We start from the raw sequence: 12,314 nt of genomic DNA on the forward strand, positions 1-12,314 counted from the left end.
ATCCTAACCAAACTCCGAATACCGAGGAGTACTAGTCGGCAGACACACGGCGGGTGCTAACGTCCGTCGTGAAAAGGGCAACAACCCTGACCTCCAGCTAAGGTCCCCAAGTCATGGCTAAGTGGGAAAGGATGTGAGACTCCCAAAACAACCAGGATGTTGGCTTAGAAGCAGCCATCATTTAAAGAAAGCGTAACAGCTCACTGGTCTAATTAAGGGGTTTTGCGCCGAAAATGTAACGGGGCTAAAGCCATGCACCGAAGCTGAGGATTGGACGCAAGTCCAGTGGTAGCGGAGCGTTCCGTAAGCCTGCGAAGGAGGACCCGTGAGGGCCTCTGGAGGTATCGGAAGTGCGAATGTTGACATGAGTAACGATAAAGGGAGTGAGAGACTCCCTCGCCGAAAGACCAAGGGTTCCTGCTTAAAGTTAATCTGAGCAGGGTTAGCCGGCCCCTAAGACGAGGCGGACACGCGTAGTCGATGGGAACCACGTTAATATTCGTGGGCCTGGTGGTAGTGACGGATTGCGTAACTTGTACATTCTTATTGGATTGGGTGTGCAGGGAAGCGGTTCCAGGAAATAGCTCCACCGTATAGACCGTACCCGAAACCGACACAGGTGGTCAGGTAGAGAATACCAAGGCGCTTGAGAGAACTCTGCTGAAGGAACTCGGCAAATTGCACGCGTAACTTCGGAAGAAGCGTGACCCTTTTGCGGGCAACCGTAGAAGGGTGGCACAGACCAGGGGGTAGCGACTGTTTATCAAAAACACAGGGCTCTGCGAAGTCGCAAGACGACGTATAGGGTCTGACGCCTGCCCGGTGCTGGAAGGTTAAGAGGAGAGGTGCAAGCTTTGAATCGAAGCCCCAGTAAACGGCGGCCGTAACTATAACGGTCCTAAGGTAGCGAAATTCCTTGTCGGGTAAGTTCCGACCTGCACGAATGGCGTAACGACTTCCCCGCTGTCTCCAGCAGAGACTCAGTGAAATTGAATTCCCCGTGAAGATGCGGGGTTCCTGCGGTTAGACGGAAAGACCCCGTGCACCTTTACTATAGCTTTACACTGGCATTCGTGTCGGCATGTGTAGGATAGGTGGTAGGCTTTGAAGCAGGGACGCCAGTTTCTGTGGAGCCATCCTTGAAATACCACCCTTATCGTCATGGATGTCTAACCGCGGTCCGTTATCCGGATCCGGGACCGTGTATGGTGGGTAGTTTGACTGGGGCGGTCGCCTCCGAAAGAGTAACGGAGGCGCGCGATGGTGGGCTCAGACCGGTCGGAAATCGGTCGTCGAGTGCAATGGCATAAGCCCGCCTGACTGCGAGACTGACAAGTCGAGCAGAGACGAAAGTCGGTCATAGTGATCCGGTGGTCCCGCGTGGAAGGGCCATCGCTCAACGGATAAAAGGTACGCCGGGGATAACAGGCTGATGACCCCCAAGAGTCCATATCGACGGGGTTGTTTGGCACCTCGATGTCGGCTCATCGCATCCTGGGGCTGGAGCAGGTCCCAAGGGTTTGGCTGTTCGCCAATTAAAGCGGTACGTGAGCTGGGTTCAGAACGTCGTGAGACAGTTCGGTCCCTATCTGCCGTGGGTGTAGGAATATTGACAGGATCTGTCCCTAGTACGAGAGGACCGGGATGGACATATCTCTGGTGGACCTGTTGTCCTGCCAAGGGCATAGCAGGGTAGCTATATATGGAATGGATAACCGCTGAAGGCATCTAAGCGGGAAACCAACCTGAAAACGAGTATTCCCTTGAGAGCCGTGGAAGACGACCACGTTGATAGGCCGGGTGTGGAAGCGCAGCAATGTGTGAAGCTTACCGGTACTAATAGCTCGATTGGCTTGATCGTTCTCATTGTTCATGCTCATCGGCCCTTTGAAAAAGGGCGATGAAGCCAGACGTGTTCACAGACTAAACAAACGAAGGCTCCGCCTTCTACCAGCTTCTCAAAAGATTGCCCTTAGCCGACCTGGTGGTTATGGCGGGGTGGCTGCACCCGTTCCCATTCCGAACACGGCCGTGAAACGCCCCAGCGCCAATGGTACTTCGTCTTAAGACGCGGGAGAGTAGGTCGCTGCCAGGTCTGCTAAAGGCAATCAAATCTTCTCAAAACAATCCTCGGCCCAAGCCGAAATCGGGCCGCCCTCAAAGCGGCCCTTTTGCATGCAAAAACATAACGCGGGGTGGAGCAGCCCGGTAGCTCGTCAGGCTCATAACCTGAAGGCCGCAGGTTCAAATCCTGCCCCCGCAACCAAATCAAAAGCCCCGATGACAGAAATGTCGCGGGGCTTTTTAGTGTTTGTGCTCCGTCTCAAGCTCGCCGGACGCAATGCGGGCCATCATATCGTTCTGGGCGGAAGCGACAAACTGCTGTTGCATGATGTCGATCACATCCATCGACGCCATGATGTTGGCGACGTCATTATGACGCTATTGATATGAAGCGATCCGGATTGATGATTTGACTGTTATGTGAGTTCCGCGCTTCCCTGTGGGTCACAGGGAGGATGGCGATTTGCGCGCGAGCGCGCGCTCCGCATCGCCCGCAGAACAGAAAGCAAGGCACGACAATGACATTCAAACCCTCCCCCTGGCCGCGCAAGCTGCGTTCGCAGGAGTGGTACGGCGGCACCTCGCGCGACAACATCTATCACCGCGGCTGGTTGAAGAACCAGGGTTACCCGCACGACCTGTTCGACGGGCGCCCGGTGATCGGCATCCTCAACACCTGGTCGGACCTCACTCCCTGCAACGGGCATCTGCGCGAGCTTGCCGAGAAGGTGAAGGCGGGCGTCTGGGAGGCGGGCGGCTTTCCGCTGGAGGTTCCGGTCTTCTCGGCCTCGGAAAACACCTACCGGCCGACGGCCATGATGTACCGCAACCTTGCCGCGCTCGCGGTGGAGGAGACGATGCGTGCCCAGCCGATCGACGGGGCGGTGCTGCTCGTCGGCTGTGACAAGACCACGCCCTCGCTTCTGATGGGTGCGGCCTCCACCGACATCCCTTCCATCGTCGTCACCGGCGGGCCGATGCTGAACGGCTGGTTCCGCGGTGAGCGCGTCGGTTCGGGCACGGCGCTCTGGCAGATGTCGGAGGCCATCAAGGCCGGCACGATGAGCAAGGAGGACTTCCTCGAGGCCGAACAGGCGATGAGCCGCTCGTCGGGCACCTGCAACACGATGGGCACGGCCTCCACCATGGCCTCCATGGCGGAAGCCCTTGGTATGGCGCTTTCCGGCAATGCCGCCATCCCCGCCGTCGACAGCCGCCGCCGCGTGATGGCGCAGCTCACCGGCCGCAGGATCGTGCAGATGGTCAAGGACGACCTGAAGCCGTCGGATATCCTCACCCGCGAAGCCTTCGAGAACGCCATCCGCACCAACGGCGCCATCGGCGGCTCGACGAATGCCGTCGTGCACCTCCTGGCGCTCGCCGGCCGCGTCGGCATCGATCTGACGCTCGACGACTGGGACCGTCTCGGCCGCGACGTGCCGACCATCGTCAACCTCATGCCGTCGGGCAAGTACCTCATGGAGGAGTTCTTCTATGCGGGCGGCCTGCCGGTGGTACTGAAGCGCCTCGGTGAGGCGGGTCTCCTCCATAAGGAGGCGCTCACCGTTTCCGGCGAGAAGATCTGGGACGAGGTCAAGGACGTCACCAACTGGAACGAGGACGTCATCCTGCCGACGGAGAAGGCGCTGGCGCAAGCCGGCGGTATCGCCGTGCTCAAGGGCAACCTCGCGCCGAAGGGTGCGGTGCTGAAGCCCTCCGCCGCCACTGCCTCGCTGATGGTGCATCGCGGCCGCGCCGTGGTCTTCGAGGATATCGACGACTACAAGCGCAAGATCAACGATCCCGATCTCGACATCGACGAGACCTGCGTGATGGTGCTGAAGAACTGTGGTCCGCGCGGCTATCCGGGCATGGCCGAGGTCGGCAATATGGGCCTGCCGCCCAAGGTGCTGAAGAAGGGCATTACCGACATGGTGCGCATTTCCGACGCCCGCATGTCAGGCACTGCCTATGGCACCGTCGTGCTGCACACCAGCCCGGAGGCCGCCGCCGGTGGGCCGCTCGCCATCGTGCGCGACGGGGATTTCATCGAGCTCGACGTGCCGAACCGGCGGCTGCATCTCGATGTGCCGGAGGGTGAGATCGAGCGCCGCCTTGCCGAATGGAAGAGCCCGGTCGAGCGCCCCGCCAGCGGCTACGGCATGCTCTACCACGACCATGTCACCGGGGCCGATACCGGCGCCGACTTCGATTTCCTGCGCGGCGCCCGCGGCAATGCCGTGCCGAAGGATTCGCACTGACCGGCCGGGCGATCCCGTGGGATCGCCCTTTGCCAATGCGGCGGCCACCTCTACCGGCCGCCGCCCCGTTGCAAGCTTTTCGAAGCCGCGTTTTCCCCGCCTTCCGCCGCCCTCCTATACTCGTCCCGAACCGACAGGACTGGAGCCGGACGAAATGGACGCGACCGAAAACCTCAACCTTCCCTATATCCTGCCCGCGCAGGCGCAGAAGCACGTCACCCATAACGAGGCGATCAAGGCGCTGGATGCGATCCTGCATCTCGCCGTCCTGAGCCGCGCGCTTTCGAGCCCGCCGGCAAGCCCGGCGGGCGGCGAGCGCTATCTCGTGCCGGCGGGCGCGACGGGCGCCTGGACCGGCCAGGCGAAGGCGGTCGCCGCCTGGCAGGACGATGCCTGGACCTTCTATCCGCCGCGCGCCGGCTGGCTTGCCTATGTTCTCGACGAGAATGTCATGCTGGCCTTCAAGGACGGCGAATGGGCGCCCGCCGGCTTCGATATCGTGCTGCCCGACCGGATCGGCATCAACGCGACGGCGGATGCGACGAACCGGCTGGCCGTCGCCGCGCCCGCATCGCTCTTCACCAACGAGGGCGCGGGGCACCAGATCAAGGTCAACAAGGCCAGTGCCGGCGATACGGCCTCGCTGCTCTTCCAGACGGGCTGGTCCGGCCGCGCCGAGATGGGGCTTGCCGGCAGCGATGTCTTCCGCGTCAAGGTGAGCGCGGACGGTGCATCCTTCGTGGATGCCATGGTGGCGGACCCGACGACGGGGCGCGTCCGCTTTCCCGCCGGCGTGGAGGGGCTTCGCCCGCAGCTTTCCGCAAGCCGCACCTATCACGTCGCGGCCGGCGGCAGCGACGGCAATGACGGCTTGTCACCCGGCGCGCCCTTCGCGACCCTGCAGAAGGCGGTGGACGCCGCGCACGGGCTCGATTGCGCCAGCCATGACGTCACCATCCAGCTTGCCGACGGCAGTTACGCCGGGGCGACGGTCGCCCGGCCTCTGCTCGGCGGCGGCACGCTCTTCATCAAGGGCAACGAGACGACGCCGGCCTCCGTGGTCCTCACGGGCGGCCTCGTCTTTTCCAACGGCGCGCAGGTCCGCGTCTCCGGCATCCGCATCGCCATCGCGACGGACCTCGTGCACGGGCTCTCCGTCGGCAACGGCGTCACCCTCCGGCTCGGCAAGATGGAATTCGGTGCGATCGGGGCGAATGCCGATCACATCTTCTCCGACAATCCCTGCCGAATCGTGCTGGAGGAGAACTACACCATCAATGGCGGTGCGCGCCGGCACATGAACATCGGCGCCGGCCTCCTCACCGGCGAGGGGCGCACCTTCACGCTGACCGGCACCCCCGCCTTCACCCAGTTCGTCGCGGCCCGCAATGCCGGCACCGTATCGCTGTCGAGCCCGGTGATCGTCGGCAGCGCCACCGGCAGCCGCTACCTTGCCGAGACCAACGGCGTCGTCAACACCTTCGGCAAGGTGGCAACCTTCCTGCCCGGCTCGGCGGCCGGCACCACCCCCTCCGGCGGCATCTATGCCTGACGGGATCGACGCGGCGGCTCTTGCATCGGGGCCGCCGGTCTGGTTATGACAGGCCATGTCGCTCGAATCCGTCCGCACCTTCTTCGCCCGGAATGCTCCCGATATCGACGTGCTCGTCACCGAGCAGAGCTCGGCGACCGTGCCGCTCGCCGCCGAGGCGCATGGCGTCGAACCCGCGCAGATCGCCAAGACGATCTGCCTGCGCGTCGGCGAGGAGATCGTGCTCATCGTCGCGGCCGGCACGGCGCGGCTGAGCAACCGCAAGTTCAAGGACCGTTTTGCCGCAAAGCCGCGCATGCTCGGGGCGGAAGAGGTGGTGTCGGCGACCTCCCACCCGGTCGGCGGCGTCTGCCCCTTCGGCCTTCCCTCGGCGCTTCCGGTCTATTGCGACGTGTCGCTGCGCGCCTTCGACGAGGTGGTGCCGGCAGCCGGCGCGACCAATGCGGCGGTGCGCATCGCGCCGGACCGCATGGCGGGTCTCGTCGGCGGGCAATGGGTCGATGTCTGCGATTGAGGCGGTGGCGGGCGCCGCCCGCCGTGAAAGAGTTTCGCTAAAATCCGGGGAAATCCCCGGCTGGCGCGGTTGCACGGGAAATCGCAATATAACGAAGCTGTGATCACCGGTGGCCCGTCTCTTGCGGACCGCCGTGCACAGGCGCGGAAGGAGCCGCGAACGGGCTGCTGGAGGAGCATCTGGCCCGGATCTATCGCACGGCGACGCGACCTGCGTCCGCCAGGGGGAGAAAATATGTTTGAAAAGCTTTTCAAGCTGAGTGAGCACGGCACGTCGGTTCGCACCGAAGTGATCGCGGGTCTGACGACCTTCCTCACCATGTCCTATATCATCTTCGTCAATCCGGACATCCTGTCGACGACGGGCATGGACCGGGACGCCGTCTTCGTCGCGACCTGTCTTGCCGCGGCGCTCGGCTCCATGGTCATGGCGCTCGTCGCCAACTGGCCGATCGGCATGGCGCCCGGCATGGGCCTCAACGCCTTCTTCGCCTTCACCGTCGTGGCGGCGCTCGGCTTCACCTGGCAGCAGGCGCTCGGCGCGGTCTTCATCTCCGGCACCATCTTCGTCATCCTCACGGTGACGGGCGTGCGAAGCTGGCTGATCGAGGGCATCCCGCATTCGCTGAGAAGCGCGATTGCTGCCGGTATCGGCCTCTTCCTCGGCATCATCGCCCTGAAGAGCTCCGGCATCGTCGTTGACAACCCGGCGACCCTCGTCGGCCTCGGCGACCTCAAGCAGACCGGCCCGCTTCTGGCGATCCTCGGCTTCTTCGTCATTGCCGTGCTCGATGCGCTGCGCGTTCGTGGCGCCATCCTCATCGGCATCCTCGTCGTGACGGTCCTCTCCTGGATCTTCGGCGTCAGCGAGTTCCGCGGCATCGTCTCGGCCCCGCCGTCGATCCTGCCGACCTTCCTGCAGCTCGACATCGTCGGCGCGCTGCATGGCGGCCTGCTGCATGTCATCCTCGTCTTCGTGCTGGTCGAGGTCTTCGACGCCACGGGCACGCTGATCGGCGTCGCCAAGCGCGCCGGCCTCATCCAGGAAGGCCAGAAGAGCCGCCTCGGCCGCGCGCTTCTCGCGGACAGCACGGCCATCGTCGCCGGCTCGCTGATGGGCACGAGCAGCACCACCGCCTATGTCGAGAGCGCCTCGGGCGTCCAGGCCGGCGGCCGCACGGGCCTCACCGCCTTCGTCGTCGCCATCCTGTTCCTCGCCGCCCTCTTCATCTCGCCGCTCGCTGCCTCCGTGCCGAGCTACGCGACGGCTCCGGCGCTGCTCTACGTCGCCGGCCTGATGATCCGCGAACTGACGGAAGTCGACTGGGAAGAACTGACGGAAGCGGTTCCGGCCGCGCTCACCGCGCTCGCCATGCCCTTCACCTATTCCATCGCCAACGGCCTTGCCTTCGGCTTCGTCAGCTATGTCGTGCTGAAGCTCTTCACCGGTCAGTGGCGCCAGATTCACCCGGCAACCGCCATCGTCGCCATCCTCTTCGTCATCCGCTTCGCCTTCTTCGCGGAATAGGAAGGGACGCATAAGACGGGAAAGGGCCGCGCGACGAGCGCGGCCCTTTTCGTTTGGGATGTAAGGATAGAAAGATCGCCAGGAGCGGCGGATTTCGCCGCACCGTCTTCCGCGCTCTGCACCTGCCCGCCCACCTCCCGTCCGTCATGGTCGGGTTTAACCCGACCACCCACACCCCGCTCGCGGGTGGGTTCTCGGCCCAAGGCCGAGCATGACGTTGATGGGTAAAGGTCTCCGGACACGAAAGGGCCACGCTCGTCGCGCAGCCCGTTCCTTCATGGCTCACAAAATCCGGATACGAAAAAGCCGGCCCGTGGAGGCGGGCCGGCAGATCCGTGAGGCCGGTGGAAGTCTCAGCGGATCAGAAACGCTTCCTCGTAAAAATGCTCCTCGAGGTTGACCCCCTCGCCGCCGCGGTCGACCACGGCGAAGTCGGAGGGCTTGTCGAGCGGGGTCAGGATGCCGTGCCAGATGTTGCGGCCGATATTGACGCCCTGGCCCGGCGAGGTGCGGAAGGCGATCGGCTCGGCCGGGCCGTTCTCCGTCTCCTCCGCGACGACCACCAGGAAGGTGCTGTCGCTAAGCGGAATGAAGGCCTGGCTGCCGAGCGGATGCCGCTCGACCATGTTGAGCTCCAGCGGTAGCGGATAGGGCTCGCCGCGCAGGAGGCTGATCATCGGCCGCGCCTTCTCGCCGGTCGTCTCGATATGCGCAAGGTCGTGGTAGCGCACGCACTTGCCCGCATTGATCGGGAAATTGTGCGCGCCGTCCTGCTCGATGACCTGGCCGAAAGGCGCGAAAGCCTCGCGGGTCAGCGGTTTGATCTCGATGGTCTTCATGGATTTCCTCCCTCGGCCGGAATGGCCGGATACGTTTGCCGGCGACAGGCCGTGCTGGTGAACGTTGCAGCGGGACAGGGTGGGGAGGCTCCCCGTCTCGCCAAGGTCTATCATATTCCGCTCAGGCGGGAAGCAGCGCCTTCAGCCGGAGCAGGGCGATCCGCTCCACCTGGCGGCAGGCGGTGGCGAATTCGGTGTCGCGGTCGTTCGCGATGCGCTTTTCGAAGGCCGCAAGGATGCTCGCCTTCGTGTTGTCGCGCACGGCGATGATGAACGGGAAACCGAATTTCATGACATAGCGCTCGTTGAGTTCGGTGAAGCGTGTCCGCTCCTCGTCCGTCAGCGCATCGAGGCCGGCGGAGGCCTGCTCCTCCGTCGAGCTTGCCGTCAGGCGTCTGGCCTGCGCCAGCTTGCCGGCAAGGTCCGGGTGGGCGACGAGGACGCCGAGCCGCTGCTCGTCGCTCGCCGCGCGGAACTGGAAGGTGAGCGCGGCGGCAAGGCCGACGGCCGTGTCGTTCGCCGGCGAGAGCTCGTCTGCCCACGCCCGGCGGGCCACCCAGTCGGAATGCTCGAAGATGCCGCCGAAGCGCTCGACGAAGGCCTCCTCGCTCATCTGCGACGGCCGCTCGGCGGGCAGGCGCGGCGGATGGGTGTTCGCCCAGTGCTCGGCGATGTCGATGCGCCGGGCGATCCAGACCTTCTCGTGGCTCCTGGCGTAGTCGATGAAGCGGGCGAGCGCCATGACGCGGCCGGGCCGGCCGATCAGGCGGCAGTGCAGGCCGATGCTCATCATCTTCGGACTGCCCGCCGCCCCTTCCGCATAGAGCGCGTCGAACGAATCCTTCAGGTAGCTGAAGAACTGGTCGCCGGAATTGAAGCCCTGCGGGGTGGCGAAACGCATGTCGTTGGCATCGAGCGTATAGGGAATGATCAGCTGCTGCCGGCCGCCATGCTCGTACCAGTAGGGCAGGTCGTCCGAATAGGTGTCGGAGATATAGTCGAAGCCGCCGGCCTCGGTGACGAGGTCGACCGTGTTGACCGAACAGCGGCCCGTATACCAGCCGCGCGGCCGCTCGCCGGTGACGAGCGTGTGCAGGCGGATCGCCTCGGCGATGGCCTCGCGCTCCTCCTCCGGCTTCATGTCCTTGTGCTCGACCCATTTCAGGCCGTGCGAGGCGATTTCCCAGCCGGCCTCGAGCATCGCGGCGACCTGGGCGGGCGAGCGCCGGAGCGCGGTCGCGACGCCATAGACCGTCACGGGAACGCTCTTTTCCGTCAGCAGCCGGTGCAGGCGCCAGAAGCCGGCGCGGGCGCCGTATTCGTAGATCGATTCCATGTTCCAATGGCGCTGGCCGGGCCATTGCGCGGCCCCGACGATCTCGGAGAGGAACGCTTCGGATGCCGCATCGCCATGCAGCACGCAGTTCTCCCCACCCTCTTCGTAGTTCAGCACGAACTGAACGGCGACGCGCGCTTCGCCCGGCCATGCGGCCTTGGGCGGGGTCTCTCCGTATCCGTGCATGTCACGGCAATATCGCATGGAACGCTCCTCCAAACGTTTTCGATGGTGCATGTCTAACCCGAAAATCGCGCGTGCCATTCCCCCGGAAAATTTGAAAGTCTCGAACGATCTTTCTGCTTTTCAGTGGAAACGGGCTGGCGGATAGTGATTGCAGGCGCATTGTGCTCGGGAGGAAAACATGCAGTCTCATTCGCACGGAGCCGGCCGGCTCACGACCCACGTTCTGGATACCGCCCGCGGCAAGCCGGCGGAGGGTCTGCGCATCGATCTCTACCGGGTCGAAGGCGATGTGTTCCACCACCTCAAGACCACCGAGACGAACGATGACGGCCGCTGCGACGCGCCGCTGCTGTCGGGAGAGACGATGAAGGCCGGCACCTACGAGCTGCGCTTCCATGCCGGCGACTATCTCGGCCGCACGGGCGACGGCCCGCTCTTCCTCGACATCATCCCGATCCGCTTCGGCCTTGCCGACGAGGGCGCGCATTACCATGTACCGCTTCTCGTCTCGCCCTTCAGCTATTCCACCTACCGCGGGAGCTAAACCATGGCGGCCGTGACGATCCGCTCGGAACTGCGTTTCATCCTCAATGGCAAGGACGTGTCCCTGCGCGACGTCGCGCCGGACCAGACCCTGCTCGACTGGCTGCGCCTCTCCCGCCTGCTGAAAGGCACGAAGGAAGGCTGCGCCGAGGGCGACTGCGGCGCCTGCACCGTGCTGGTGGGACGCCTGACGCCGGAAGGCGGGCTCGTCTATGAGGGCGTCAATGCCTGCATCCGCTTCCTCGGCTCGCTGGACGGCTGTCATGTCGTGACGGTCGAGCATCTGGCCGCCGCCGACGGACGCCTCCATCCCGTGCAGCAGGCCATGGTGGACTATCACGGCTCGCAATGCGGCTTCTGCACCCCGGGCTTCGTCATGTCGCTCTATGCGCTCTGGATGACGACGCCAAACCCGAGCGACCGTGAGATCGAGACGGCCCTGCAGGGCAATCTCTGTCGCTGCACCGGCTACGAGCCGATCCTGCGTGCCGCCCGCGCTATCTCGACCTATGGCGGCACGGACAAGGATCCGCTGCTGGCCGAGCGCGAGACCATGATCGCCCGCCTCAAGGACCTGCGCGACGGCGCCCGCGTCGAGATCGGCGAGGGCAAGCACCGCTTCGTCGTTCCCGCCGGCCTCGACGACTTTGCCGCCGTGCTGGAAGCCTCGCCGACCGCGACGGTCGTCGCCGGCTCCACCGATGTCGGCCTCTGGGTGACGAAGCACATGCGCGACATCGCGCCTGCGGTCTTCATCGCCGGCCTCGATGAGCTGAAATCCATCACGGTGAAGGACGGCACGGTCTCCATCGGCGCCGGCGTCACCTATAGCGAGGCCGTTTCGGTCCTCGCGCAGCATATTCCGGTCCTCGCGCCCCTGATCCACCGCATCGGCGGCCAGCAGGTGCGCAACATGGGTACGATCGGCGGCAACATCGCCAACGGCTCGCCCATCGGCGATACGCCCCCCGCGCTCATCGCGCTCGGCAGCACGCTGACCTTGCGCAAGGGCGCCGAACGGCGCACCATCTCCCTGCAGGACTTCTTCATCGCCTATGGCAAGCAGGATCGCCAGCCGGGCGAATTCGTCGAGGCCGTGCATGTGCCGGTGCCGGCGGCGTCGGAAAAGGTCGCCATCTACAAGGTGACCAAGCGCCGCGACGAGGACATCACCGCGACGCTCGGCGCCTTCCGTCTGGCGCTTGCCGACGACGGCACGGTGGCGGCGATCACGATCGCCTATGGCGGCATGGCGGCGACGCCGAAGCGCGCCTTCGCCGTCGAGGCCGCACTCCTTGGGAAGCCCTGGACCGAGGCGACCGTGGAAGCGGCCATGGAAAAATACGCGGAAGACTATGCGCCGCTGACCGACATGCGTGCGACCGCCGAATATCGTGCGCTGGCGGCGAGAAACCTGCTTCTGCGGTTCTTCGTGGAAACCACATCCGGCGCGGCGAGCGCGCAGGTGCAACGATACGAGGCAGCGTGAGCC

At 64.3% G+C, this 12,314-nt stretch carries 9 protein-coding genes, 1 tRNA gene and 2 rRNA genes (1 of these 12 cut by a window edge); 10 read left to right on the forward strand and 2 right to left on the reverse strand.

The features are described from left to right. The 8 genes from ACZ48C_RS16105 to ACZ48C_RS16140 form a co-directional block, all read left to right on the forward strand. Positions 1-1,861, forward strand: a 23S ribosomal RNA gene (locus ACZ48C_RS16105) (it extends 936 nt beyond the left edge of the window). Between the two features lie 119 nt (positions 1,862-1,980). Continuing rightward, positions 1,981-2,095: ribosomal RNA gene (gene rrf / locus ACZ48C_RS16110) — 5S ribosomal RNA — on the forward strand. Positions 2,096-2,189: 94 nt separating this feature from the next. Then, a tRNA-Met gene (locus ACZ48C_RS16115) sits at positions 2,190-2,266 on the forward strand. A 14-nt stretch (positions 2,267-2,280) separates the two neighbouring features. Continuing rightward, on the forward strand, positions 2,281-2,454 hold the full coding sequence (locus ACZ48C_RS16120) for a hypothetical protein (RefSeq protein ID WP_464781719.1): 174 nt from the start codon (positions 2,281-2,283) through the stop codon (positions 2,452-2,454). Between the two features lie 128 nt (positions 2,455-2,582). Beyond that, the gene (gene araD, locus ACZ48C_RS16125; protein ID WP_464781720.1) at positions 2,583-4,325 is read left to right on the forward strand and encodes an L-arabinonate dehydratase; all 1,743 of its coding nucleotides are present in this window, start codon (positions 2,583-2,585) and stop codon (positions 4,323-4,325) included. 154 nt (positions 4,326-4,479) lie between these two features. After that, on the forward strand, positions 4,480-5,877 hold the full coding sequence (locus ACZ48C_RS16130) for a DUF2793 domain-containing protein (protein ID WP_464781721.1): 1,398 nt from the start codon (positions 4,480-4,482) through the stop codon (positions 5,875-5,877). Between the two features lie 55 nt (positions 5,878-5,932). Next, entirely contained in the window at positions 5,933-6,391 is a 459-nt protein-coding gene (locus tag ACZ48C_RS16135) for a YbaK/EbsC family protein (RefSeq protein WP_464781722.1), read from the forward strand. A 234-nt stretch (positions 6,392-6,625) separates the two neighbouring features. Next, on the forward strand, positions 6,626-7,918 hold the full coding sequence (locus tag ACZ48C_RS16140) for an NCS2 family permease (protein ID WP_119257195.1): 1,293 nt from the start codon (positions 6,626-6,628) through the stop codon (positions 7,916-7,918). Positions 7,919-8,271: 353 nt separating this feature from the next. Here ACZ48C_RS16140 and ACZ48C_RS16145 read toward each other — a convergent pair whose 3' ends face one another. Continuing rightward, positions 8,272-8,757, reverse strand: a complete 486-nt coding sequence (locus tag ACZ48C_RS16145; RefSeq protein WP_464781723.1) for an ureidoglycolate lyase — start codon at positions 8,755-8,757, stop codon at positions 8,272-8,274. Between the two features lie 121 nt (positions 8,758-8,878). Continuing rightward, entirely contained in the window at positions 8,879-10,297 is a 1,419-nt protein-coding gene (puuE, locus tag ACZ48C_RS16150) for an allantoinase PuuE (RefSeq protein ID WP_464781724.1), read from the reverse strand. Positions 10,298-10,457: 160 nt separating this feature from the next. Here puuE and uraH point away from each other — a divergent pair, with 160 nt between their 5' ends. Further along, on the forward strand, positions 10,458-10,823 hold the full coding sequence (gene uraH / locus ACZ48C_RS16155; RefSeq protein WP_424548786.1) for a hydroxyisourate hydrolase: 366 nt from the start codon (positions 10,458-10,460) through the stop codon (positions 10,821-10,823). A gap of 3 nt (positions 10,824-10,826) precedes the next feature. Beyond that, positions 10,827-12,311, forward strand: a complete 1,485-nt coding sequence (xdhA, locus tag ACZ48C_RS16160) for a xanthine dehydrogenase small subunit (protein ID WP_119257199.1) — start codon at positions 10,827-10,829, stop codon at positions 12,309-12,311. Positions 12,312-12,314: the final 3 nt, after the last annotated feature.

Source organism: Shinella sp. 1A1 (assembly GCF_055379515.1).

Coding starts and splice junctions, on each gene's coding strand:
- ACZ48C_RS16135 (WP_464781722.1), top strand. CDS start 5,933: ATGTCGCTCGAATCCGTCCGCACCTTCTTCGCCCGGAATGCTCCCGAT.
- puuE (WP_464781724.1), bottom strand. CDS start 10,297: ATGCGATATTGCCGTGACATGCACGGATACGGAGAGACCCCGCCCAAG.
- araD (WP_464781720.1), top strand. CDS start 2,583: ATGACATTCAAACCCTCCCCCTGGCCGCGCAAGCTGCGTTCGCAGGAG.
- ACZ48C_RS16130 (WP_464781721.1), top strand. CDS start 4,480: ATGGACGCGACCGAAAACCTCAACCTTCCCTATATCCTGCCCGCGCAG.
- uraH (WP_424548786.1), top strand. CDS start 10,458: ATGCAGTCTCATTCGCACGGAGCCGGCCGGCTCACGACCCACGTTCTG.
- ACZ48C_RS16145 (WP_464781723.1), bottom strand. CDS start 8,757: ATGAAGACCATCGAGATCAAACCGCTGACCCGCGAGGCTTTCGCGCCT.
- ACZ48C_RS16140 (WP_119257195.1), top strand. CDS start 6,626: ATGTTTGAAAAGCTTTTCAAGCTGAGTGAGCACGGCACGTCGGTTCGC.
- ACZ48C_RS16120 (WP_464781719.1), top strand. CDS start 2,281: ATGACAGAAATGTCGCGGGGCTTTTTAGTGTTTGTGCTCCGTCTCAAG.
- xdhA (WP_119257199.1), top strand. CDS start 10,827: ATGGCGGCCGTGACGATCCGCTCGGAACTGCGTTTCATCCTCAATGGC.